General features: G+C 74.1%; 23 protein-coding genes. 18 read left to right on the forward strand and 5 right to left on the reverse strand.

Features of this window, described 5'->3' with window-relative positions; all coding sequences use genetic code 11:
- The first annotated feature begins 293 nt into the window (after nt 1–293).
- On the forward strand, nt 294–2,843 hold the full coding sequence (locus ACH4PY_RS25290) for an ATP-dependent Clp protease ATP-binding subunit (RefSeq protein WP_398187136.1): 2,550 nt from the start codon (nt 294–296) through the stop codon (nt 2,841–2,843).
- A 42-nt stretch (nt 2,844–2,885) separates the two neighbouring features.
- On the opposite strand, the gene ACH4PY_RS25295 is transcribed toward ACH4PY_RS25290, so the two are convergent.
- Nucleotides 2,886–4,409 carry an oxidoreductase gene (locus ACH4PY_RS25295; RefSeq protein WP_398187629.1) on the reverse strand — a complete coding sequence of 508 codons (1,524 nt, stop codon included), beginning with the start codon at nt 4,407–4,409 and terminating at the stop codon, nt 2,886–2,888.
- 254 nt (nt 4,410–4,663) lie between these two features.
- Here ACH4PY_RS25295 and hisD point away from each other — a divergent pair, with 254 nt between their 5' ends.
- The 8 genes from hisD (at nt 4,664) to hisF (ending at nt 10,484) form a co-directional block, all read left to right on the forward strand.
- Entirely contained in the window at nt 4,664–5,977 is a 1,314-nt protein-coding gene (hisD, locus tag ACH4PY_RS25300) for a histidinol dehydrogenase (RefSeq protein WP_398187139.1), read from the forward strand.
- Nucleotides 5,974–7,080 (forward strand): histidinol-phosphate transaminase, encoded by a 1,107-nt coding sequence (locus ACH4PY_RS25305; RefSeq protein WP_398187142.1) that lies wholly within the window; start codon nt 5,974–5,976, stop codon nt 7,078–7,080. Before hisD ends, ACH4PY_RS25305 begins: the two co-directional genes overlap by 4 nt.
- Before the next feature lie 14 nt (nt 7,081–7,094).
- A complete protein-coding gene (hisB, locus tag ACH4PY_RS25310; protein WP_398187632.1) occupies nt 7,095–7,688 on the forward strand; it encodes an imidazoleglycerol-phosphate dehydratase HisB in 594 nt (197 codons plus the stop codon).
- Between the two features lie 2 nt (nt 7,689–7,690).
- On the forward strand, nt 7,691–7,843 hold the full coding sequence (locus ACH4PY_RS25315; RefSeq protein ID WP_398187145.1) for a hypothetical protein: 153 nt from the start codon (nt 7,691–7,693) through the stop codon (nt 7,841–7,843).
- Between the two features lie 11 nt (nt 7,844–7,854).
- Nucleotides 7,855–8,490 carry an imidazole glycerol phosphate synthase subunit HisH gene (gene hisH / locus ACH4PY_RS25320; protein ID WP_398187148.1) on the forward strand — a complete coding sequence of 212 codons (636 nt, stop codon included), beginning with the start codon at nt 7,855–7,857 and terminating at the stop codon, nt 8,488–8,490.
- Nucleotides 8,491–8,557: 67 nt separating this feature from the next.
- On the forward strand, nt 8,558–9,292 hold the full coding sequence (gene priA, locus ACH4PY_RS25325; protein ID WP_398187151.1) for a bifunctional 1-(5-phosphoribosyl)-5-((5-phosphoribosylamino)methylideneamino)imidazole-4-carboxamide isomerase/phosphoribosylanthranilate isomerase PriA: 735 nt from the start codon (nt 8,558–8,560) through the stop codon (nt 9,290–9,292).
- Complete coding sequence (locus tag ACH4PY_RS25330; RefSeq protein WP_398187154.1) at nt 9,289–9,729, forward strand: Rid family hydrolase; 441 nt, start codon at nt 9,289–9,291, stop codon at nt 9,727–9,729. The genes priA and ACH4PY_RS25330 overlap by 4 nt, the downstream gene beginning before the upstream one ends.
- A complete protein-coding gene (gene hisF / locus ACH4PY_RS25335) occupies nt 9,726–10,484 on the forward strand; it encodes an imidazole glycerol phosphate synthase subunit HisF (RefSeq protein ID WP_398187157.1) in 759 nt (252 codons plus the stop codon). Before ACH4PY_RS25330 ends, hisF begins: the two co-directional genes overlap by 4 nt.
- A 6-nt stretch (nt 10,485–10,490) precedes the next feature.
- Here the strand turns inward: hisF and ACH4PY_RS25340 are convergent, their stop codons facing one another.
- Nucleotides 10,491–11,081, reverse strand: a complete 591-nt coding sequence (locus ACH4PY_RS25340; protein WP_398187160.1) for an O-methyltransferase — start codon at nt 11,079–11,081, stop codon at nt 10,491–10,493.
- Between the two features lie 150 nt (nt 11,082–11,231).
- On the opposite strand from ACH4PY_RS25340, the gene ACH4PY_RS25345 reads away from it, so the two are divergent.
- A complete protein-coding gene (locus ACH4PY_RS25345) occupies nt 11,232–11,807 on the forward strand; it encodes a helix-turn-helix domain-containing protein (protein ID WP_398187635.1) in 576 nt (191 codons plus the stop codon).
- A 43-nt stretch (nt 11,808–11,850) separates the two neighbouring features.
- A complete protein-coding gene (locus tag ACH4PY_RS25350; protein ID WP_398187163.1) occupies nt 11,851–13,092 on the forward strand; it encodes an MFS transporter in 1,242 nt (413 codons plus the stop codon).
- 12 nt (nt 13,093–13,104) lie between these two features.
- Here ACH4PY_RS25350 and ACH4PY_RS25355 read toward each other — a convergent pair whose 3' ends face one another.
- Both ACH4PY_RS25355 and ACH4PY_RS25360 read right to left on the reverse strand, forming a co-directional pair.
- Nucleotides 13,105–13,737, reverse strand: a complete 633-nt coding sequence (locus ACH4PY_RS25355; RefSeq protein ID WP_398187166.1) for a TIGR03085 family metal-binding protein — start codon at nt 13,735–13,737, stop codon at nt 13,105–13,107.
- A 75-nt stretch (nt 13,738–13,812) separates the two neighbouring features.
- Nucleotides 13,813–14,769, reverse strand: coding sequence for a hypothetical protein (locus ACH4PY_RS25360; protein ID WP_398187169.1), 957 nt, complete (start codon nt 14,767–14,769; stop codon nt 13,813–13,815).
- 259 nt (nt 14,770–15,028) lie between these two features.
- Between ACH4PY_RS25360 and hisI the strand changes: the two genes are divergently transcribed.
- Together hisI and ACH4PY_RS25370 are read left to right on the forward strand one after the other, a co-directional pair.
- Entirely contained in the window at nt 15,029–15,382 is a 354-nt protein-coding gene (gene hisI, locus ACH4PY_RS25365) for a phosphoribosyl-AMP cyclohydrolase (protein ID WP_398187172.1), read from the forward strand.
- 11 nt (nt 15,383–15,393) lie between these two features.
- On the forward strand, nt 15,394–16,914 hold the full coding sequence (locus ACH4PY_RS25370) for an anthranilate synthase component I (protein WP_398187175.1): 1,521 nt from the start codon (nt 15,394–15,396) through the stop codon (nt 16,912–16,914).
- A 95-nt stretch (nt 16,915–17,009) separates the two neighbouring features.
- Here the strand turns inward: ACH4PY_RS25370 and ACH4PY_RS25375 are convergent, their stop codons facing one another.
- Entirely contained in the window at nt 17,010–18,257 is a 1,248-nt protein-coding gene (locus tag ACH4PY_RS25375) for a S8 family serine peptidase (protein ID WP_398187178.1), read from the reverse strand.
- 297 nt (nt 18,258–18,554) lie between these two features.
- Between ACH4PY_RS25375 and ACH4PY_RS25380 the strand changes: the two genes are divergently transcribed.
- The 5 genes from ACH4PY_RS25380 to trpM all read left to right on the forward strand — a co-directional run bounded on the left by ACH4PY_RS25380 (nt 18,555) and on the right by trpM (nt 21,679).
- Nucleotides 18,555–19,310: a TIGR02234 family membrane protein gene (locus ACH4PY_RS25380; RefSeq protein WP_398187181.1), complete on the forward strand. Its 756-nt coding sequence runs from the start codon at nt 18,555–18,557 to the stop codon at nt 19,308–19,310.
- Between the two features lie 120 nt (nt 19,311–19,430).
- Nucleotides 19,431–19,688, forward strand: coding sequence for an HGxxPAAW family protein (locus ACH4PY_RS25385; protein WP_398187638.1), 258 nt, complete (start codon nt 19,431–19,433; stop codon nt 19,686–19,688).
- A 355-nt stretch (nt 19,689–20,043) separates the two neighbouring features.
- Entirely contained in the window at nt 20,044–20,469 is a 426-nt protein-coding gene (locus ACH4PY_RS25390) for a DUF2752 domain-containing protein (RefSeq protein WP_398187184.1), read from the forward strand.
- Nucleotides 20,470–20,636: 167 nt separating this feature from the next.
- Nucleotides 20,637–21,446, forward strand: coding sequence for an indole-3-glycerol phosphate synthase TrpC (gene trpC, locus ACH4PY_RS25395; RefSeq protein WP_398187187.1), 810 nt, complete (start codon nt 20,637–20,639; stop codon nt 21,444–21,446).
- 71 nt (nt 21,447–21,517) lie between these two features.
- Nucleotides 21,518–21,679, forward strand: a complete 162-nt coding sequence (gene trpM, locus ACH4PY_RS25400) for a tryptophan biosynthesis modulator TrpM (protein WP_398187192.1) — start codon at nt 21,518–21,520, stop codon at nt 21,677–21,679.
- The last annotated feature ends 112 nt before the right edge of the window (nt 21,680–21,791 follow it).

Genomic DNA, 21,791 nt, shown 5'->3' on the forward strand with positions numbered 1-21,791 from the left:
CGCCCCTGTTCGGCGGGACCGTCGTCCGGGCGGCGCGCGTGCGGCGGCGGTGGACGGACGGGGCGGGTGTGGCGCCGGGGGCCGTACGCCGGGCCGGTGGACCCGGCCGTACCGGACGCCGCCGCGGACCCGTGCCCGATATGCCGGGACGGTCCCGGAGTGTCATCGTGGCATGAGGACGCCCCGCCCGGGTACGCGGCGGGAAGTCAGGTGCCGGCCGGGTGCGGCACGCGCAGCCGCACCGGTCGGTCACGGCGGCGAGGGCCCGTGACGGGCCAGCGAGGGAAGCCACGATGACCAACGGATTCATGGGACCCGAGGACGACCCGTTCGGCGACTTCTTCGCCCGTTTCCTCGGCGGCCGTCCGCCCGCCCCCCGGCAGGTCGACATCGGCCGGCTGCTCAGCCGGCCCGCCCGGGAACTGGTGGAGGGCGCCGCGCAGTACGCCGCCGACCACGGGCGGCACGACCTCGACACCGAGCACCTGCTGCGGGCGGCGCTCGCCGCCGAACCCACCCGGGACCTGCTCAGCCGGGCGGGCGCCGACCCGGACGCGCTGGCCTCGCAGATCGACGAGCGCTCCGGGCCCGCGCACGAGCCCGACGACTCGGGGCCCGCGGCGCTGTCGCTGACCCCCGCGGCCAAGCGCGCGCTGCTGGACGCCCACGAGCTGGCGCGGGCCTCCGGCGCCGGGTACATCGGCCCCGAGCACCTGCTCGGCGCGCTCGCGGCGAACCCGGAGTCGGCCGCCGGGCACATGCTGAACGCCGCCCGGCTCGCCGCCTCCGGGCTGCCCTCCGAGCAGGGCGGCGGCGCACCCGCGGGCGGGGTGCAGACGCAGGGGCGGCCCGGCGGCGGCTCCTCCGGCACGCCCACCCTCGACCAGTACGGGCGGGACCTCACCGACCAGGCGCGGCAGGGCCGTATCGACCCGGTCATCGGCCGGGACCAGGAGATCGAGCAGACCATCGAGGTGCTGTCGCGGCGCGGCAAGAACAACCCGGTGCTGATCGGCGACGCGGGCGTCGGCAAGACCGCCGTCGTCGAGGGTCTCGCGCAGCACATCGCGGACGGGGACGTGCCCGACACCCTCACCGGCCGCCGGGTCGTGGCGCTGGACCTGACCGCGGTCGTCGCGGGCACCCGCTACCGCGGCGACTTCGAGGAGCGGATGAACGCCATCGTGGGCGAGATCCGCGCGCATTCCGACGAGCTGGTCATCTTCATCGACGAGCTGCACACCGTCGTGGGCGCGGGCGGCGGCGGGGGCGGCGAAGGCGGCGGCATGGACGCCGGGAACATCCTCAAGCCCGCGCTCGCCCGCGGCGAACTGCACATCGTGGGCGCCACCACGCTGGAGGAGTACCGGCGGATCGAGAAGGACGCGGCGCTCGCCCGCCGCTTCCAGCCGATCCTGATCCCCGAACCGTCCGTCGCCGACACGCTGGAGATCCTGCGCGGGCTGCGCGACCGCTACGAGGCGCACCACCAGGTCCGCTACACCGACGAGGCCCTCGACGCGGCCGTCGAGCTGTCCGACCGCTACCTGACCGACCGGCGGCTGCCGGACAAGGCCATCGACCTCGTCGACCAGGCGGGCGCCCGCGTCCGGCTGCGCTCGCGCACCAAGGGCACCGGTGTGCGGGCGATGGAACGCGAGGCCGAGCAGCTCGCCCGCGACAAGGACCAGGCCGTCGCCGCCGAGCAGTACGAGCGCGCCACGCAGCTGCGCGACCGGGTCGCCGAACTCCGCAAGCGGATCGACGACGCCGGCGAGGAGGGGCGGGCCGACGACGGGCAGGACCTGGAGGTCACCTCCGAGGCGATCGCCGAGGTCGTCTCACGGCAGACCGGCATCCCCGTGAGCAGCATCACGCAGGAGGAGAAGGACCGGCTGCTCGGCCTGGAACAGCACCTGCACCAGCGGGTCGTCGGCCAGGACGAGGCGGTCGCCGTCGTCGCCGACGCGGTGCTGCGCTCGCGCGCAGGACTGGGCAGCCCGCACCGCCCCATCGGCAGCTTCCTCTTCCTCGGCCCGACCGGCGTCGGCAAGACCGAACTGGCCCGCGCGCTCGCCGAGGCGCTGTTCGGCGAGGAGGACCGGATGGTGCGGCTCGACATGAGCGAGTACCAGGAGCGGCACACCGTCAGCCGGCTGGTCGGCGCCCCGCCCGGATACGTCGGCCACGAGGAGGCCGGGCAGCTCACCGAGGTCGTACGCCGGCACCCGTACTCGCTGCTGCTGCTCGACGAGGTCGAGAAGGCGCACCCGGACGTCTTCAACATCCTGCTCCAGGTCCTCGACGACGGGCGGCTCACCGACTCCCAGGGCCGCACGGTGGACTTCACCAACACCGTCATCGTCATGACCAGCAACCTCGGCTCCGACGCGATCGCCCGGCGGGGCGCGGGCATCGGCTTCGGCTCCGGTGGCGCCGACGCCGACGAGGAGGCCCGCCGCGAGCAGATCCTGCGGCCGCTGCGGGAGCACTTCCGGCCCGAGTTCCTCAACCGGATCGACGAGATCGTCGTCTTCCGGCAGCTCGACGAGCCGCAGCTGCGGCGGATCACGGACCTGCTGCTGGAGCAGACCCGGCGGCTCATGCGGGCGCAGGGCGTGGAGGTGGACTTCACCGTGGCCGCGGTGGACTGGCTCGCGCGGCACGGCTACCAGCCGGAGTACGGGGCGAGGCCGCTGCGCCGCACGATCCAGCGGGAGGTGGACAACCAGTTGTCCCGTCTCCTCCTCGACGGTCGCGTCCGCGAGGGCGGCCGCGTCACGGTCGACGCGGCCGACGACCGCCTGACCTTCACCCCCCAGGAGACCCCCGCCCCCTCCTGACCCCTCAGACCGCGCCTGACGCTGCCGTGCCCCGCGGAGCGGTCACGCGCTGCGGCGCAGGAGGCGGGTGGCGCCCGCGGCGGCGGTCGTGGCGAGCATCCACCCGAGAAGGGTGAGGCCGGACGCCACCCACTGGGCGAAGCCCACTTCGCGCCAGGCGTTGTCCTGGCCGAGGTCGATGACGGGGAGGAGGAGGTCCAGGGCGTAGAGCGCGGGGCTCCAGTGGGGGCGGTAGCCGCCCGCGTCGGCGGGCTGCGGGGTGGGGTGGAGGGCGAAGTACACCGCGCCGAGGGCCCACAGCAGGGCCATCCAGACCGCGGCGCGGCCGGGCCGGTAGCCGTAGCCGACCGTCACGTCCTGGACCCAGCCCCAGACGCGTCCGGCGAGCGGCAGCGTCTCACGGCGGCGGCGCTGGCGGGCCAGCAGCACCTCGCGGGCCTCGGCGTCCTCGCCGGCGGCGCGCAGGGCGGTGGCGAGCCGTTCGTAGGGTTCGGGGCGGAATTCGGGGGTGGCGGCCTGGAGCCATTCCAGCCGGTCGGCCAGCGGGAATTCGGCGAGCGGGGTGAGGGTGTCGTACGTGAAGCTCGTCACGCGCACCCGGCCGGGGCCGGGCCAGGCGCGGGGGATGTCGTTGAGCTTGCCGACGGTGCCGGAGACGACGACGGTGCAGTTCGGGGCCCGGTGCAGCCGCCAGCACAGTTCGGGGGTCTGGATGCGGCGCAGCGAGACCTGCTGCTCTGCGGTGGTGGTCAGGAAGCGGGCGCGGGAGATGACGAGGGCGTTGCCGAACCGTCCGTCGTCCAGGCGCAGGCCGCCGTGGCAGGTGAAGTCGCGGATCTCGGCGTCCGGGGCGGGCGGGGCCGAGGGGGCGGAGCCGGGGACGGTGCGGCGGCCGCCGGACAGGTAGAGGGTGTGCTCGACGGTGATGCGGGCGGCGTTGAGGGCCTGCCGTCCGCCGGGGTTGCGCAGGGTGGCGCCGCGCAGGCTGAGCCGGCCGCCGACGCGGGCGCTGCGCAGGCTCAGTTCGCCGGTGACGTCGATGAGTTCGGCGTCCAGGTCCTGTCCGACGATGAGCCCGTCGGCGGCGACGGCCCGCGCGGCGCGCCCGGGTCGGACGGTGACGTCGTTGAGCAGCAGGTCGGTGCCGATGTGCGCGTCGGTGAGCCGCACGCCCCCGGCGATGCGGCACTGCGGCAGGTGCAGGTCGCCGGTGATCTGCAGCCGGGCGGCCTCCAGGCGGGGTATGAGACAGCGCACCAGCCGCATGCTGCCGGCCTGGCACTCCTGGAGCATCAGGTGCTCGTCGAAGCGGCAGTCGTCGAGCTGGACGTACGGGGTGACGGTGGCGCCCGACAGCATCAGCCGCCCGCTGATCCGTACCCCGGCGAGCTTGAGCGCGGCGACCCGCCCGGGTGCGGCGGGCGGCCCGGCGAGCAGCAGCTCGGCGACGACCTGGCCGCGTACCGTCCGGTCGGCGCCCCACGCGGGGCCGTCCAGCGGGTCGTCCTCGGCGGTGTCGCCGGTGCGCAGGTCCAGGGTGCGGCCGTGCCGGAAGGCCTCCCACATGCGCTGCTCGACCGCCGTCCAGTCCGACGGCGCCGCCGCCCCGCGCGCAGCGTCACTCACCGGCGTCCCCTCCCCGTAGCCCGATGCCGCTCACGCTAGCGCCGCGGGCCGGAAGGTTCACCGTTTCGCGAGGTCCGGCCGGGCGGACGGGCCGGGCCGGGGTGCGGGTTTCCGCCGGGCCGGGGCGGGACGGCTCGTATCACGGAGTGGATGGCGCGACCGGGGCGCGTGTCCGGGTCTCTACACTTGGCAGCGTGATCTCCCGAATCGATCTGCGCGGCGCCGCCTTCCCCGAGGGCGGGATCGACCGCGACCTGCTGCCCCGTGCCGACTTCGACGTCGAGGCCGCCCTTGAGGCTGTGCGGCCCATCTGCGACGACGTGCGGCATCGTGGCTCGGCGGCGGTGCTCGACTTCGGGGAGCGCTTCGACGGGGTGCGCCCCGCCTCGCTGCGGGTGCCCGGGCAGGCGCTCGCGGACGCCCTCACGGAGCTGGACCCGGCGGTGCGCGCGGCCCTGGAGGAGTCGATCCGGCGGGCCCGGCTGGTGCACCGCGAGCAGCGCCGTACGGACGTCATGACGCAGGTCGTGCCCGGCGGCACGGTCACCGAGCGGTGGGTGCCGGTGCGGCGGGTCGGGCTGTACGTGCCCGGTGGTCTGGCTGTCTACCCGTCCTCCGTGGTCATGAACGTGGTGCCGGCGCAGGAGGCCGGGGTCGAGGGCATCGCGGTGGCCTCGCCCGCGCAGAAGGAGTTCGGCGGCCTGCCGCACCCCACGATCCTGGCGGCGTGCGCGCTGCTCGGCGTCACCGAGGTGTACGCGGCCGGGGGCGCCCAGGCCGTCGCGATGTTCGCGTACGGCACCGAGGACTGCCGCCCGGTGGACCTGGTCACCGGCCCCGGCAACATCTACGTGGCCGCCGCCAAGCGCCTGCTCAAGGGCCGGATCGGCATCGACGCCGAGGCCGGGCCCACCGAGATCGCGGTCCTCGCCGACGACTCCGCGGACCCCGCCTTCGTCGCCGCCGACCTGATCAGCCAGGCCGAGCACGACCCGCTGGCCGCCGCGGTGCTGGTCAGCACCTCCGCGGAGCTGGCCGACGCGGTCGACAAGGAGCTGGACGTCCAGGTCGCGGCCGCCAGGCACCGCGAGCGGATCACCGCGGCGCTGTCCGGGCGGCAGTCCGCGACCGTGCTCGTCGACACCCTCGACCAGGGCCTGGAGGTGGTCGACGCGTACGCCGCCGAGCACCTGGAGATCCAGACCCGGGACGCGGCCGCCGTCGCCGCCCGGGTGCGCAACGCGGGCGCGGTCTTCGTCGGCCCGCACGCCCCCGTCTCGCTCGGCGACTACTGCGCGGGCTCCAACCACGTGCTGCCCACCGGCGGCTGCGCCTGCCACTCCTCGGGCCTGTCCGTGCAGTCCTTCCTGCGCGGCATCCACGTCGTCGACTACTCCCGCGAGGCCCTCGCCGAGGTCGCCGGCCACGTCGTGACGCTCGCCGAAGCCGAGGACCTGCCGGCGCACGGCGCCGCGGTGCAGATCAGGTTCGGAGGGGCCGAGCAGTGACCCGCATCGACGACCTGCCCATCCGCGAGGAGCTGCGCGGCAAGTCCCCGTACGGCGCCCCGCAGCTCGACGTGCCCGTGCGGCTCAACACCAACGAGAACCCGTACCCGCTGCCGGACGCCCTCGTGGCCCGGATCGCCGAGCGGGTCGCCGAGGCCGCGCGCGGCCTCAACCGCTACCCGGACCGGGACGCGGTCGAGCTGCGCACCGCGCTCGCCGCCTACCTCACCCGGACCGCGGGCCACCCGGTCACCGCGGAGCAGGTGTGGGCGGCCAACGGCTCCAACGAGATCATCCAGCAGCTGCTGCAGACCTTCGGCGGCCCCGGCCGCCGGGCGATCGGCTTCGAGCCGTCGTACTCGATGCACGCGCTGATCTCCCGCGGCACCGGCACCGGCTGGATCTCCGGGCCGCGGCACGACGACTTCACGATCGACCTGGCCGCCGCCGTCGCCGAGATCACCGAGCGCCGCCCCGAGGTGGTGTTCGTGTGCTCGCCCAACAACCCAACCGGCACGGCCGTCTCCGCCGACACCGTCGTCGCGCTGTACGACGCGGCGCAAGGCCAGGGCCCGTCGCTGGTCGTGATCGACGAGGCGTACGGCGAGTTCTCGCACCAGCCGTCGCTGCTGCCGCTCGTCGAGGGCCGCCCGAACCTGGTGCTGACCCGCACCATGTCCAAGGCCTTCGGCGCCGCCGGGCTGCGCCTGGGCTACCTCGCCGCCGACCCGGCGGTGGTGGACGCGGTGCAGCTGGTCCGGCTGCCGTACCACCTGTCGGCCGTCACCCAGGCCACCGCGCTGGCCGCGCTGGAGCACACCGACACCCTGCTCGGCTACGTCGAGCAGCTCAAGACCGAGCGCGACCGGATCGTCCGCGAGCTGGTCGCGACCGGATACGACGTGACCGCGTCGGACGCGAACTTCGTGCAGTTCGGCGTCTTCGCCGACAATCGCGCCGCGTGGGAGGCGATCCTCGCGCACGGCGTGCTGGTCCGGGACCTCTCGGTGCCGGGGCGGCTGCGCGTGTCGGTCGGCACCCCCGCGGAGAACGACGCGTTCCTGGACGCGGCGCGCGCGGTCTTCAAGGAGCACACAGCATGACGGAGGAGACGCGCATGAGCCGCGTGGGCCGTATCGAGCGCACCACCAAGGAGACCTCGGTGGTCGTCGAGATCGACCTGGACGGCACCGGGCAGGTGTCCGTGTCCACCGGCGTCGGTTTCTACGACCACATGCTCGACCAGCTCGGCCGGCACGGGCTGTTCGACCTGTCGGTCAAGACCGAGGGCGATCTGCACATCGACACCCACCACACCATCGAGGACACCGCCCTCGCGCTCGGCGCCGCCTTCAAGCAGGCGCTCGGCGACAAGGTGGGCATCTACCGCTTCGGCAACTGCACCGTCCCGCTCGACGAGTCGCTCGCGCAGGTCACGGTGGACCTCTCCGGCCGCCCGTACCTGGTGCACACCGAGCCGGAGCACATGGCGCCGATGATCGGCTCGTACGACACCACGATGACCCGGCACATCCTGGAGTCGTTCGTCGCCCAGGCGCAGATCGCGCTGCACGTCCACGTGCCCTACGGGCGCAACGCGCACCACATCGTCGAGTGCCAGTTCAAGGCCCTCGCCCGCGCCCTGCGGTACGCCAGCGAGCGTGACCCGCGGGCGGCGGGAATCCTGCCGTCGACGAAGGGCGCGCTGTAGCCGTGAACAAGGGATCGACCCTCTTCATCCTGCTGGGACTCTTCCTCGCCGGCGGGGTGTACTCGTTCTGGCAGCAGAAGCAGTCCAAGTCGCTGATCGCGCTGCTGGCCATCGGATCGGTGATGGCTCTCGTCACCGGTCTGCTCCAGCTCTAGGGGAGGCCTACATGAGCAAGAGCGTGGTCGTACTGGACTACGGCTTCGGCAACATCCGTTCCGCCGAGCGCGCCCTCGCGCACGCCGGGGCCGACGTCGAGATCACCGCCGACTACGACAAGGCGATGGCCGCCGACGGGCTGCTGGTGCCCGGTGTGGGCGCCTTCGCGGCGTGCATGGCCGGACTGAAGGCGGTGCGCGGCGACTGGATAGTGGGCCGTCGGCTGGCCGGCGGGCGGCCCGTCATGGGCATCTGCGTCGGCATGCAGATCCTCTTCGCCCGCGGCATCGAGCACGGCGTGGAGACCGAGGGCCTGGACGAGTGGCCCGGCACGGTCGAGCCGCTGCGGGCGCCCGTCGTCCCGCACATGGGCTGGAACACGGTCAAGCCCCCTGCGGACTCCCGGCTCTTCGCCGGGACGGACGCCGACGCCCGCTTCTACTTCGTGCACTCCTACGCGGTGCGCCGCTGGGAGATGGACGAGCACAACGACCGCATCCGCAGCCCGCAGGTGACCTGGTCCACGCACGGCGAGCCGTTCGTCGCCGCGGTGGAGAACGGGCCGCTGTGGGCCACGCAGTTCCACCCGGAGAAGTCCGGCGAGGCCGGCGCGCTGCTGCTGCGCAACTGGCTCGGCACCTTCTAGGCCCGCGCGAGCCCGCCCGGTCCCTTTTCGACGCCCCACCGCTCACCGATCACCGAGGACGCCCCCGATGAACGCGCTGACCACGCTCGAACTGCTCCCCGCCGTCGACGTCCGCGACGGCCAGGCCGTACGCCTGGTGCACGGCGAGTCCGGCTCCGAGACGTCGTACGGCGACCCGATGGCCGCCGCGCTCGCCTGGCAGAGCGCGGGCGCCGAGTGGCTGCACCTGGTCGATCTGGACGCGGCCTTCGGCACCGGCGACAACCGGGCGCAGATCGCCGAGGTCGCCCGCAGCATGGACATCAAGGTCGAGCTGTCCGGCGGCATCCGCGACGACGACACGCTCGCCGCCGCGCTCGCCACCGGCTGCACCCGGGTCAACCTCGGCACCGCGGCGCTGGAGACCCCGGAGTGGGTCGCCAAGGTCATCGCGCAGCACGGCGACAAGATCGCGGTGGGCCTCGACGTGCGCGGCACCACGCTGCGCGGCCGCGGCTGGACGCGCGACGGCGGCGACCTCTACGAGACGCTGGCCCGGCTGGACTCCGAGGGCTGCGCCCGCTACGTCGTGACCGACATCAACAAGGACGGCACGCTCCAGGGCCCCAACCTGGAACTGCTGTCCGGTGTGTGCGCGGCGACCGACCGCCCGGTGGTCGCGTCCGGCGGGGTGAGCAGCCTGGACGACCTGCGCGCCCTCGCCACTCTCGTCCCGCAGGGAGTGGAGGGGGCGATCGTGGGAAAGGCGCTCTACGCGAAGGCGTTCACGCTCGAAGAGGCCCTGGAGGCTGTGTCGCGATGACCCCGAACCCCGCAGTACGGCGTGAGCAGTCCGGCGACCCGCTGGAGGAGGCCTACGGTTTCGCGCACGCCGTCGCCGCGGGGGACAGGGTCCTGGTGTCCGGCACCCTGCCCGTCGTGGACGGCGAGGTGCGCGGCGAGGGCAGCCCGTACGAGCAGGCGCTGCTGGCGCTGCGCAACGCGCTCGCCGCGCTGGAGCCGTTCGGCCTGGGCGCGGACAGCGTCGTCCGCACCCGGCTGTACCTGAGCCACGCCCGGGACGCCGACGACGTGGGCCGTGCCCACGCCGAGGTGCTCGGCGCGGTCCGCCCGGCGACCACCATGCTGGTGGTGGCCGGCTTCACGGACTCCCGGGTGCTGGTGGAAGTGGAGATCGAAGCGTTCCGCGCCCCGGCCGGGGACACGGGCGACGCAGAAGACAGAGGAGACCCCGCATGACACTCGCCGTACGCGTCATCCCGTGCCTCGACGTGGACGGCGGACGGGTCGTCAAGGGCGTCAACTTCCAGAACCTGCGCGACGCCGGCGACCCGGTCGAGATGGCCCGCCTGTACGACGCCCAGGGCGCCGACGAGCTGACCTTCCTCGACATCACCGCCTCCTCCGGCGACCGCGAGACCACCTACGACGTGGTCCGCCGCACCGCCGAGCAGGTCTTCATCCCGCTCACCGTCGGCGGCGGGGTGCGCAGCGCCGACGACGTCGACAAGCTGCTGCGGGCCGGCGCCGACAAGGTCGGCGTCAACACCGCGGCCATCGCCCGGCCCGAGCTGCTGCGGGAGATCGCCGAGCGCTTCGGGCGCCAGGTGCTCGTGCTGTCGGTCGACGCCCGGCGCGCCGCCTCCGGCGAGGGCTTCGAGGTCACCACGCACGGCGGCCGCCGCGGCACCGGCATCGACGCGATCGAGTGGGCCGAGCGGGCCGCCGAGCTGGGCGCGGGCGAGATCCTGCTCAACTCGATGGACGCCGACGGCACCAAGGACGGCTACGACACCGAGATGATCGCCGCGGTCCGCGCCCGGGTGTCGGTGCCGGTGATCGCCTCCGGCGGCGCGGGCCGCCTCGACGACTTCGCGCCGGCCGTCGCGGCGGGCGCGGACGCGGTGCTGGCCGCGTCCGTCTTCCACTTCGGCGACCTGCGCATCCCCGAGGTCAAGTCCGCGCTGCGGGAGGCGGGCCACCCCGTCCGGTAGCCGCCGCTAGCGTGCGGTCCGCGTGCAGACCAGGGTGGACAGGTCGGGCGCGAGCGGGATCTCCACCGTCCGCAGCGCCGGGTGGTCGAGCCAGTGGTGGCGCGGCGGGTCGTCGACCGGGGCGCCGCCCGACGGCGTGAAGTCGTCGATGACCAGGACGCCGCCGGGGCGCAGCAGGGCCAGCGGGTCGGCGGCGGGGCCGCCGTCCTTGCCCTGCCCGCCGCCGTCGAGGACCAGCAGGTCGAAGGGGCCGTGCTCGGCGATCGCCGTCCAGTCGCCCTGCCGCACGGTGATCCGGGGCGCGAGCGGCGCGAACAGCTCCGCAGCGGCCCGCGCGCGTCCCGCGTCCCGCTCGACGCTCACCGCGGTGGCGCCGCCGCGCATGCCGGAGACCAGCCAGGCGAGGCCGACCCCGCAGCCGGTGCCGGTCTCGCCGATGTGCTGCGCGCCCGCGGCGAGCGCGTGCAGCAGCCGGCCCTGCTCGGGGCGGCAGGAGTAGGGGAAGCCGAGCCTGGTCGCCGTCTGTGCCGCGCGCTCCACGAGGGGCGGCAGGTCACCGGGTCCGCTGAGGTGCGCGCGGGTGCCGTCGAGAGACATGGCGGCATCCTGCCCTCCCGCCGGGGGCGGAGGGGCGCGATCAGGTGAGAAAGAAAAGTTGCGCAAATATAGTTGTGCAATATTTCTTTCGTATCTAGTCTCGACAGGGTGAGCGACCAGGACAGCACCACCCCCGGCACGACCGGCGGCATGTACCAGATCACCGACCTCGACGCGCTCAAGGTCTTCACCCACCCCTTGCGCATCCGCCTCTACCGGGCCCTCCTCACCGCCCGCAGCGCCACCGCCTCCCACCTCGCCGACCAGGTGGACGAGGCGGTCTCGCTGGTCAGCTACCACCTGCGGAAGATGGCCGCGCACGGCTTCATCACCGAGGACCCGGGCCACGGCACGGACGGCCGCGAGCGCTGGTGGAAGGTCTCCACCGATCGCGGCTGGTCCTTCCGCAGCGCCGACTTCGCCGACCGCCCGGAAGGCGCCGCCGTCCTCGCCCAGGTCACCCGGCAGCTGCTCGCCACCCGCGCCGAGCGCTACGAGCAGTTCCTCGACCAGCAGGCGGCCTGGCCGCGGGAGTGGACAAACGCCTCCTTCTCCTCGGAGTTCATGCCGCTGCTCACCGCCGCCGAACTCCAGCAGATGGCCGACGAGGTCACCGCGCTGATGCAGCGCTGGGTCGACCGCGGCCAGGCCGCCGAGGCGGCCGGGGAGACCGAGGGCCGCGAGCACGTCGCGGTGCAGATGTACGGCTTCCCCTTCCGCCCCTGAGCCCCCTGAGCCCCCGAGCCCCCACGACGTCAGGAGACCGGCCATGGCCCAGACCGCGACATCCGGCACGACGCCCGCCGTCGCCGCCCGGCCCGCGTACCGCGACGGCAACGTGCTGCGCTGGCTCACCGCCTACACCGCCTCGATGCTCGGCGACTCGGTCTACTTCGTCGCCCTCGGGTTCGCCGCCGCCAGAGCCGTACCGCCCGCGCAGGTCGGCCTCGTGATGGCGGCGGGCGCGGTGCCGCGGGCGCTGCTCATGCTCGGCGGGGGCGTGCTCGCCGACCGTCTCGGGCCGCGCCGGGTGGTCATCGGCAGCGACGCGGTGCGCTGCGTGCTGATCCTCGCCGCCGCGGCCGGGCTCGCGACGACCTCGCCCGGACTGTGGCTGCTGGTCGCGCTGGCGCTGGCCTTCGGTGTGGTGGACGCGCTGTTCATGCCCGCCGTCGGCGCGCTGCCGCCGCGGATCACCACCACCGACCAGCTCGTCCGCGTCCAGGGCCTGCGCGCGCTGGCGGTGCGGCTCGGGCAGGTCGCCGGGCCGCCCGCCGGAGGGCTCGCCATGGGCCTGGGCGGCGGGGCCACGGCCTTCCTGGTCGCCGGGCTGCTGTTCGCGGTCTCCGTGCCGCTGCTGCTCGGCACCCGGATCGCCCCCGGCCCGTCCGCCGCGGCCCGCGCGCCCGCGGGCAGGGAGCTGCGCGACGGGCTCGGCTACATCCGGCGGCACCCGCTGGTCGGCCCGCTGGTGCTGTCCGGCGCGCTGTGCGAGCTGGGCCTGGCCGGTCCGATGAACGTCGGCATGGTGCTGCTCGCCGAGCGGCGTGGCTGGGGCGCGAGCGGCTACGGCTGGGTGATCGCCGCGTTCGGCGCCGGCGCCGCCGCCGGGGCGGCCCTGCTGGCCACCCGCGGACGGATACGGCGGGCCGGGGCCGTGCAGATCGTCACCCTGCTGGCGGGGAGCGCGGCGCTCGGCGTCGTCGGGATCGTGCCGTCGCTCGCCGCCGCCGCGGCCACCGCGTGCGTCGCCGGGCTGGTCTGCGGGGTGTGCGGGGGGCTCGCGACCGCTCTCATCCAGTCCGCGACCGAGCCCGGCTACCTCGGCCGCGTCACCTCGGTCATGGGCCTGACCGGTTTCGGCCTGGCCCCGCTGGTCTACCCGCTCTTCGCCGCGGCCTCGGGCGCACTGGGGCCCTCGCCGGTCTTCCTGGCGAGCGCACTGCTGGCGGCCGTCGGCGGCGCGTTCACGGCCTTCCTGCCGGCCGTGCGCACCGCCGAACTCCGCTGACCCCGGGGGCCGTCAGACGCCCAGCTCGGCGACCGCGGCCTTGCCCACCGCCTCCGCCTCGCCCTCCGCGGTGACGTCCGCGACGGCCTGCCGCCCGAAGGCGTACATCGTCAGCTCGGCCGGTTCGCCGGTGACGGTCACGACGGGCGAGCCGCGGTGCGCCACCACCGTCTGGCCGTCCGGGCGGCGCAGCACCAGGCCGACGGGGGAGCGGCGGCCGAAGAGGCGGGCGGCGCGCTCCAGCCGCTTCCACAGGGCGTCCGCGAAGACCGGGTCGATCTCCCGCGGGGTCCACTCCGGCAGCGCGCGCCGCACGTCCTCGGTGTGGACGTAGAACTCCACGGTGTTGGACGCCTCGTCCAGCTGCTTGAGGGCGAACGGCGACAGCCGCGGCGGTCCCGTCCTGATGAGCCGGATCAGCTCGGCGTAGGGGCGCTCCGCGTACTCGCGGCGCACCCTTTCGAGCCGGTCCGCGAGCCGCGGTACGACCAGGCCGGCCGCCGCGTCGCCGCGGCGTTCGCGCACGACGACGTGGGCGGCCAGGTCCCGGGTCGTCCAGCTCCCGCAGAGGGTGGGCGCGTCGGGCCCGGAGGCCTCCAGGAGGTCGGCGAGGAGCAGACGTTCACGCTGCGCATGGGTCGTCATGGCGCCAGGTTAGAACCCCGGCGCCGCTCCCGCCCGCTCCTCGCGCCCGGGGACGCGTTGTTCACCCGCTCCGCGTCACTTCAGCTTCTTGGTGAGCTTCTTGCCGTTGGTCCCGTCGTTGATGCTGAGCGCGCAGGTGACCGTCTTGCGGCCCTGGATCTCGTACGTCACCAACTGCGGGTAGAGCACGTACTCGTAGTACTCCTTGCCGTCCGCCGGGGCGTGCGCCTTGGCGTCGGCCTTGCACAGGTCGAACGCCTTGTCCTGGATGTCCTGCTCGGAGGCGAAGGTCCCGGACAGCGTCTTGGTGGCGACCGACTGGGCGTCGTGCGGCGTCGTGCAGGACACCACCTGGACCTCGTCGATGGTGTGCGTCATCGACGGGGCGTTGAAGCACTTGCCCGGGTCGACCACGATGTACGCGATGTCCTGGGAGTCCGAGGCCGACGGGTCCGGCTCGTCGGACGAGGTGTCGGTCGGGAAGTCGGTGGGCAGGTCCAGGCTGGGGAAGTCCGTCGGCAGGCTGAACGTCGGTGACGGGATGTCGGTCGGCAGACGCGTCGTGGTCGGCATCGATATCGACGTCGTGTCCTTGGCGCTCGGCTTCTTGTCGCCGTCACCGCCGCTCGCGGAGACCGCGATGCCGATGATCGCGCCGACGACCACGACCGCGCCGACGGCTATCCAGACGTTGCGCTTCTTGTTGTTCGGCGGCGGGGGCGGCGGCGGGAAGCCGCCCGGCCCGTAACCGCCCTGGCCGAAACCGCCGCCCTGCGGAGGGCCGCCGTAGCCGCCGCCCTGCGGGGGACCGCCGTAACCGCCGTCACCGGGGTAGCCGTAGCCGCCACCGGGAGGGGCCGGGGGTCCGGGAGGTCCGGGCGGTCCAAAACCGCCGCCCTGCTGCGGATAGCCGTAACCGTCGTTCGGAGGAGGGGGCGGGGGCGGGCCGAAACCCTGAGGCGGGCCAAAGCCGCCGCCCTGGTCGGGGGGCGGCTGCGGGCCGTTGTGCGGAGGCGGTGGTGGAAAACCCATGCACGAAGGATGCCCCATACGGGTGAGGGTCGCGAGTAACAACCCCGCGACAGCTTGGCTACAGTCAATCCGCTTATCCCCTTTGCCGGTTATTGGTGTCGGTGTGCGCATTCCCGGCCCGCCCGGGGGCACGGATCCGGCCGCGCCCGGTGTGCCCCGGCCGCCGGGAAGGGACCCGGGCGCGTACCGCGGAAGGAGCCGGTCCGGCATCCGGACACGTCATTTCCGCGCACCCCCCGACCGGCGGCATCATGGACCCATGTCCCAGCTCGACCCCGCCATCGCCGCCCGCCTCAAGCGCACCGCCGACGGCCTGGTGCCCGCCATCGCCCAGCAGTACGACACCGGTGAGGTGCTGATGCTCGGCTGGATGGACGACGAGGCGCTGCACCGCACCCTCACCACCGGCCGCTGCACGTACTGGAGCCGCAGCCGCGGCGAGTACTGGACCAAGGGCGACACCTCGGGGCACGTGCAGCACGTCAGGTCGGTCGCGCTGGACTGCGACGGCGACACCGTGCTGGTGCGGGTCGACCAGGTCGGCGCCGCCTGTCACACCGGGGACCGCACATGCTTCGACGCGGACGTCCTGCTGCCCGCACCGGGCCAGTAAGGTCTGCGGCCATGGACCTGGACACGTTCCGCAAGCTCGCGGTGGACCGCCGCGTCATCCCGGTCAGCCGCCGCCTCCTCGCGGACGGCGACACCCCGGTCGGGCTCTACCGCAAGCTCGCCGCCGAGCGGGTCGGCACCTTCCTGCTGGAATCCGCCGACACCAGCTCCAACAGCGGCGCCGGCGGCGGCTCCTGGTCCCGTTACAGCTTCGTCGGGGTGCGGTCCGCGGCGACGCTGACCGTACGCGACGGGCAGACGCACTGGCTCGGCACCCCGCCGGTCGGCGTGCCCGTCGACGGCGACCCGCTCCAGGCGCTGCGCGCCACCGTCGAGGCCCTGCACACCCCGCGCGACCTCACCGCCGGCATGCCGCCCTTCACCGGCGGCATGGTCGGCTACCTCGGCTACGACATCGTGCGCCGCCTGGAGCGCATCGGCGACAGCACCCACGACCCGCTGGGCCTGCCCGAGCTGACCATGCTGCTCACCTCCGACCTCGCGGTGCTCGACCACTGGGACGGCACGGTGCTGCTGATCGCCAACGCGATCAACCACAACGACCGGGACACCGGCGTCGACGAGGCCTACGCCGACGCCGTCGCCCGCCTCGACGCGATGCAGGCCGACCTCGGCCGGGCGCTGCCGCAGCCGCCCGCCGAACTGCCCGCCTCCGTCGACTTCCCCGTCAGCTGGGGCTTCGGCGGCCCGGAGTACCAGGGCGCGGTCGTCGAGATCAAGGAGCGCATCCACGCGGGCGAGGCCTTCCAGGTCGTCGTCTCGCAGCGGATGACGACCGACTGCGAGGCGAGCGCCCTCGACGTCTACCGCGTGCTGCGCACCACCAACCCCTCGCCGTACATGTACCTGCTGCGGCTGGAGGGCTTCGACGTCGTCGGCTCCAGCCCCGAGGCACTGGTCAAGGTCGAGGACGGGCAGGCCATGGTGCACCCCATCGCGGGCACCCGGCCGCGCGGCGCCACCCCGCAGGCCGACGCGGCGCTCGCCGAGGAACTGCTCGCCGACCCCAAGGAGCGCGCCGAGCACCTGATGCTCGTCGACCTCGGGCGCAACGACCTGGGGCGGGTGTGCGAGCCGGGCAGCGTCGAGGTCGTCGACTTCATGTCGGTCGAGCGCTACTCGCACGTCATGCACATCGTCTCGACCGTCACCGGCCGGGTCGCCGAGGACCGCACCGCCTTCGACGTGCTCACCGCGTGCTTCCCGGCCGGCACGCTGTCGGGCGCGCCCAAGCCGCGCGCCATGCAGATCATCGAGGAGCTGGAGCCCGTCCGCCGCGGCGTCTACGGCGGCTGCGTCGGCTACCTGGACTTCGCCGGGGACTCCGACACCGCGATCGCCATCCGCACCGCGGTGCTGCGCGACGGCGTCGCGTACGTGCAGGCGGGCGCGGGCGTCGTCGCCGACTCCGACCCGCAGGCGGAGGACACCGAGTGCCGCAACAAGGCGGCGGCGGTGCTGCGGGCGGTCGCGATCGCCAACCACATGACGCGGGCGGCGCGTTCCTCGTAGCGGATCGCGTGCGGGTGCCGGACGGATCTCGTGCGGGTGCCGGGGGCGGTGCGGGTCGTCACACCCGCGCCGCCCCCGGCCGTTCCTGCGGCCGGTCAGCCGGTGAAGGCGGCCAGGCCGTTCGGGGTGCCGACGCCGGTCGGGCCGTCGTAGCCGGCCGCGCCGGTGCACAGGTAGGAGCCCGCGCACTCACCGTTCGTGCCGCTCTGCACGTCGTTGAGCGCGTCGCCGTGCGCGTACGGGAAGGACGCCGGGTAGGAGCCCTCGGACGGCGGCCCGGCCAGCGCGTACGCCGACGCGATGAGCGGGGCCGCGGCGCTGGTGCCGCCGAAGACCTCCCAGCCGGTGTCGTTGCCGTACGTGTCGTAGACCGCGACGCCGGTCGCCGGGTCGGACACCGCGGAGACGTCGGCCACGGTACGGCCGGCGCACTCGGTGTCCCGCTGCCACGCCGGCTTCGGGTCGTACGCCGAGCAGCCCGAGCCCGCGCCGCCCCAGACCGACTCCGTCCAGCCGCGCGCGCTGTCGTCCGGCCGCAGCGAGCTGCCGCCCACCGCCGTCACGTACGGCGAGGCCGCCGGGTACAGCACGCCGTACCCGCCGTCCCCGGAACTGGCCGTGATGGCGACGCCCGGGTGGTCGAAGTAGTCGGTGTCGTACGTCGTGTCCGTGGCCGACTCGGCGCCGCCGTAGCTGTTGGAGACGTACCGGGCGCCCAGCGCGACCGCGGTGTCGACGGCCTCGCCCAGATCGGTCAGGAACGAGGTGTCCGCCTCGACCAGCAGGATGTGGCAGGCCGGGCAGATCGCGCTGACCATGTCGAGGTCGAGCGATATCTCCTCGGCCCAGCCGGTGTTGGGCACCGGCACGGTGGCGCCGCCGCGCTGGTCGACCTTGCGGAAGCAGCCGTTGTCGGTGGTGCAGGGCGGCAGACCGTACTGGGCGCGGTACGTGGCCAGGTCCGCCTCCGCGTTGGGGTTGTCGTAGGCGTCCACGATCGCGACGGTGGCGCCCTCGCCGCCGGTGTCGGGCAGTGCGTACGCCGCACGCAGCTCGGACGGTCCGTAACCCGACGGGATGGCCGCCGGGTGCGCGGAACGCGCCGCGGGCGCGAGGGTGTCGCTGCCGCTGGTGACCCGCAGCGCCTTGCAGGCCATCGCGTCCGGGGCGGTGGCGACCGCGCAGGAGCGCGCGGTGGTCAGCCGATGAGCCGGGGCGGCGTCCTGCGCGGCCCCCGCGGGCTGCGCGAGGCCCACCAGCCCGGCTGCGGCGAGACCTGCCGCCGCGGCCAGGGCCGGCCAGGTATGGCGGGTGTGCGTACGGATGTGGGGGGTGTCGTGCACGTGCGTCCTCCTGTGGGGGAGTCGGTGGTGCGTGAATGGAGAGGCCCCTGCGATATGTGGGGTGCAGGGGACTGGCCGAGAACGTAGGGTGACGGGCGCCCGCCAACAAGGGCGCGAAGCGGACGAAAGCGGAAGGTCCGCCGCCGTTTTGCCTTTTAATGGGCGGGAGTTGGCGCATTCTTGACCTGATCATGACGGGTCGGGGGGTGTGCCGGAGATGTGCCCCGTTTCGTCCCCGCACCGCCGCCCCGGGCCCCCGGTCGCCGCTTCCGCCCGGCGGCAGAGGATAGTGGGGGAGTGACCTCCGTCCCGCGCCAGTCCGCCCCCGCCGCCGCAGAAGCCGCCGCCGACGCCCCCGAGCCCGCGTCCGACGCCGGGCCCGCGTCCGACGCCGCCGTGACCGTGTCCGCGCGCGACGACGGCAGGGCCGCGCGGCGCGCCGGACTGCGCACCCTCGCCGTCGCCCTGCCCGCCGGGGCGCTCGGGGCGAGCCTGGTCCTGGTCGCCGCGGGCAAGACCTGGTCGCGCGGCTACGCCGCCTTCGGCGAGACCAACCTCCCCGTGCACGCCAGCGGCACCGACACCACCGCGCTCCCCGGCGCCCTCGCCCTCGTCGGACTCGCCTCGCTCGTCGCCGTCTTCGCCGTCCGCCGCGCCGGACGCCACGTCGTCTCCGCGCTGCTCGCGCTCAGCGGCCTCGGCACCGTCGCCGCCGCGCTCGCCCGGCGCGGCAGCCACGCCGCCGTGAACGAGGCCGCCGCCTCCACCGCCGGCCTCGCACACGACACCGCCCGGCACGTCACCACCACCGGCTGGCCCTTCGTCTCCGTCGCCGGCGGCCTGCTGCTGCTCGTCGCCGGACTGCTGGCCCTGCGCTACGGACCCTCCTGGCCCGCGATGTCCAGCCGCTACGACCGCGCCGACACCACCCGCCCGGCCCGCCCCCGGGGCCCCGCCGCCCGCCGCCCCGCACCGCCCGTCGACCCCGACCGGGCGGAGGACCTCTGGAAGGCCCTGGACCGCGGCGAGGACCCCACCGGCCCCGCCGTCTGAGACCGGTACCACACCCCGGCGCGCCCACCCCGCTGCACGTTCCGCACCCGATACGCGCAACAATGGGAGCGGAGCAGGAGGCGAAGGTCGCCCCCGAGTGTGAGCATCAGGGAGTTCTTCATGGCGGCCCACTACGACCACGGACACACCCCGGCCGCCTGGACCGGCGTGATCATCTCCTTCATCGGCTTCTGCGCCGCCGGCGTCTTCATCGTCGCCGCGGACCCGATCCCGTTCTGGATCAGCATCGGCGTGACCGTGCTCGGCCCGGTGGTCGGCGGTGTCATGAAGACCATGGGCATGGGCCGCAAGTTCGACGTCACGGTGCCGGCGACGAGTGAGCGCGGTGAGCGCGAGCAGGCCACCGCTCACGCCTGACCTTCCCTCGGGGCTTTTGCCCCGTACCCCTCCGGCGCAGCCGTTCCCCTCGCGGGGTGCGTGCTGCGCCGCCGCGTTTCCGCTGCCGCGGGGTGAGTTCCGCGTCTGCGCCGCGGGGCACTCGGTTGTTCTTTTGGGGGCGCGGGGAACTGCGCGGCCCGCCCCCACCGGCCGGTGGTCCGGATCGGACCGAAGAGACCCTTTGGGTCGGTATCCGACCCGCGCCCCGGTGGTGGATTGCTCGCGCAGTTCCCCGCGCCCCTGAAAACGGGTGTACCGCGGCGGAGTCGCGCCCTCACTCGTACGGGGGCTTTCGCGGTGCGGGCCCGAGGAGCGTGGGGGGAGGATCGGCGGCGTGACCCACGCCGCAGCCGCACCCCCCACCCGCCTGCGCGGCAAAATCACCCTACCGCTGGGAGTGCTCGGCACGGTCCTCGCCGGGTTCGGGTACGTCGCCGCCGTCGATCCGAACCAGTCGGGGCACTACCCGGTGTGCCCGCTGCTGCGTTACACGGGCCTGTACTGCCCCGGCTGCGGCGGCCTGCGCGGCGCGTACGCGCTCGCCCACGGGCATCTCGGCACGGCGCTGGGCTGCAACGCCGCCGCCGTCGTCGGCTACGCCGTCTTCGCCGTCGTCTGGACGGTGTGGTTCCTGCGCACGCTGCGCGGCCGGCGCTTCGACCCGGCCCTGCCGCCCGCCGCGCTGTACGCCCTGTGCGGACTGCTGCTGGCCTTCACCGTGGTGAGGAATCTGCCCTTCGGGGCCGCGCTCGCGCCCTGAGCCGTACCGATGGTCTCCGTGGCCGGGGCAAGATTGTCCAGGTGGTGGGACCGCGGATCACCGGATGCGGGCTGCCGGGCGCCTGCCCGATACCATCGTCGGAGCCGGTGGTCACCGCCACTGGCCTGATCATTTCGCTGTACGGCCGGCCGAAAGGGAGCTGTCGCGTGAGTGTGCTCGACGAGATCATCGACGGAGTCCGTGCCGACCTCGCCGAGCGGCAGGCTCGCGTGTCCCTCGACGAGCTCAAGGAGCGCGCCGCCAAGGCCCGTGACGCGAAGGACGGCGTCGCGGCGCTCCGCGGCGACGCCGTGAAGGTCATCTGCGAGGTCAAGCGGTCCAGCCCGTCCAAGGGCGCGCTCGCCGCCATCGCCGACCCCGCGGGTCTCGCCGCCGACTACGAGGCGGGCGGCGCGGCGGTCATCAGCGTCCTCACCGAGCAGCGCCGCTTCGGCGGTTCCCTCGCCGACCTGGAGGCGGTCCGCGCCAAGGTCGACATCCCCGTCCTGCGCAAGGACTTCATCGTCACCGCCTACCAGTTGTGGGAGGCCCGCGCCTACGGGGCGGACCTCGCGCTGCTCATCGTGTCGGCCCTCGACCAGCCCGCGCTCGTCTCGCTCATCGAGCGGGCGGAGTCGATCGGCCTCACCCCGATCGTCGAGGTGCACGACGAGGAGGAGGTCGCGCGGGCGGTGGACGCGGGGGCGCGGGTCATCGGTGTGAACGCGCGCGACCTCAAGACGCTCCAGGTCGACCGCGGGAACTTCGCGCGCGTCGCGCCGGAGATCCCGGACCACATCGTGAAGATCGCGGAGTCCGGGGTGCGCGGGCCGCACGATCTGATCGCCTACGCGAACGACGGGGCGGACGCGGTGCTCGTGGGGGAGTCCCTCGTCACCGGCCGCGACCCCCGGACGGCGGTCGCGGATCTCGTCGCCGCCGGCGCGCACCCGGCCTTGCGGCCGGGCCGGGACTGACCTCACCGCGGTTCCCCGCGCCCCTGAAACGCTCGCCCGGCGCAGCCGCATCGCACGGTAAGGTACAGGGCATGTCATTGGACGTACGGCTGGCACGTGGATGCCGCCCCCGAGGGTGCCGGGCGCCGGCGCGCCGGGTGCTGGGGCGGCGCGTGCGGTACGTCATCGGGTGCGAGCCCGGCCAGGTGAACGGCAGGCGATGGCGCCGCGGCTCAGCCGCAGCAGCCGCATAGGCAGCCGCACAAGCGGCCAAGCAGCCTCCGCCGTATGCGTACGGCTCCTTCACCGCGCCCGGCGCGCGGGGCACTCAGCCCGCGCGCGGCGCGTACGTACACCTGACCAGGG

It is taken from the genome of Streptomyces sp. NPDC021224, assembly GCF_044332905.1.
In the GTDB taxonomy this organism is placed as follows: domain Bacteria; phylum Actinomycetota; class Actinomycetes; order Streptomycetales; family Streptomycetaceae; genus Actinacidiphila.

Bases quoted from the DNA above. Each gene is read 5' to 3' on its own strand.
- ACH4PY_RS25290 (WP_398187136.1), top strand. From the start codon at position 294: ATGACCAACGGATTCATGGGACCCGAGGACGACCCGTTCGGCGACTTC.
- ACH4PY_RS25295 (WP_398187629.1), bottom strand. From the start codon at position 4,409: ATGTGGGAGGCCTTCCGGCACGGCCGCACCCTGGACCTGCGCACCGGC.
- hisB (WP_398187632.1), top strand. From the start codon at position 7,095: ATGAGCCGCGTGGGCCGTATCGAGCGCACCACCAAGGAGACCTCGGTG.
- hisH (WP_398187148.1), top strand. From the start codon at position 7,855: ATGAGCAAGAGCGTGGTCGTACTGGACTACGGCTTCGGCAACATCCGT.
- priA (WP_398187151.1), top strand. From the start codon at position 8,558: ATGAACGCGCTGACCACGCTCGAACTGCTCCCCGCCGTCGACGTCCGC.
- ACH4PY_RS25330 (WP_398187154.1), top strand. From the start codon at position 9,289: ATGACCCCGAACCCCGCAGTACGGCGTGAGCAGTCCGGCGACCCGCTG.
- hisF (WP_398187157.1), top strand. From the start codon at position 9,726: ATGACACTCGCCGTACGCGTCATCCCGTGCCTCGACGTGGACGGCGGA.
- ACH4PY_RS25340 (WP_398187160.1), bottom strand. From the start codon at position 11,081: ATGTCTCTCGACGGCACCCGCGCGCACCTCAGCGGACCCGGTGACCTG.
- ACH4PY_RS25345 (WP_398187635.1), top strand. From the start codon at position 11,232: ATGTACCAGATCACCGACCTCGACGCGCTCAAGGTCTTCACCCACCCC.
- ACH4PY_RS25350 (WP_398187163.1), top strand. From the start codon at position 11,851: ATGGCCCAGACCGCGACATCCGGCACGACGCCCGCCGTCGCCGCCCGG.
- ACH4PY_RS25355 (WP_398187166.1), bottom strand. From the start codon at position 13,737: ATGACGACCCATGCGCAGCGTGAACGTCTGCTCCTCGCCGACCTCCTG.
- ACH4PY_RS25360 (WP_398187169.1), bottom strand. From the start codon at position 14,769: ATGGGTTTTCCACCACCGCCTCCGCACAACGGCCCGCAGCCGCCCCCC.
- hisI (WP_398187172.1), top strand. From the start codon at position 15,029: ATGTCCCAGCTCGACCCCGCCATCGCCGCCCGCCTCAAGCGCACCGCC.
- ACH4PY_RS25370 (WP_398187175.1), top strand. From the start codon at position 15,394: ATGGACCTGGACACGTTCCGCAAGCTCGCGGTGGACCGCCGCGTCATC.
- ACH4PY_RS25385 (WP_398187638.1), top strand. From the start codon at position 19,431: ATGGCGGCCCACTACGACCACGGACACACCCCGGCCGCCTGGACCGGC.
- trpM (WP_398187192.1), top strand. From the start codon at position 21,518: ATGTCATTGGACGTACGGCTGGCACGTGGATGCCGCCCCCGAGGGTGC.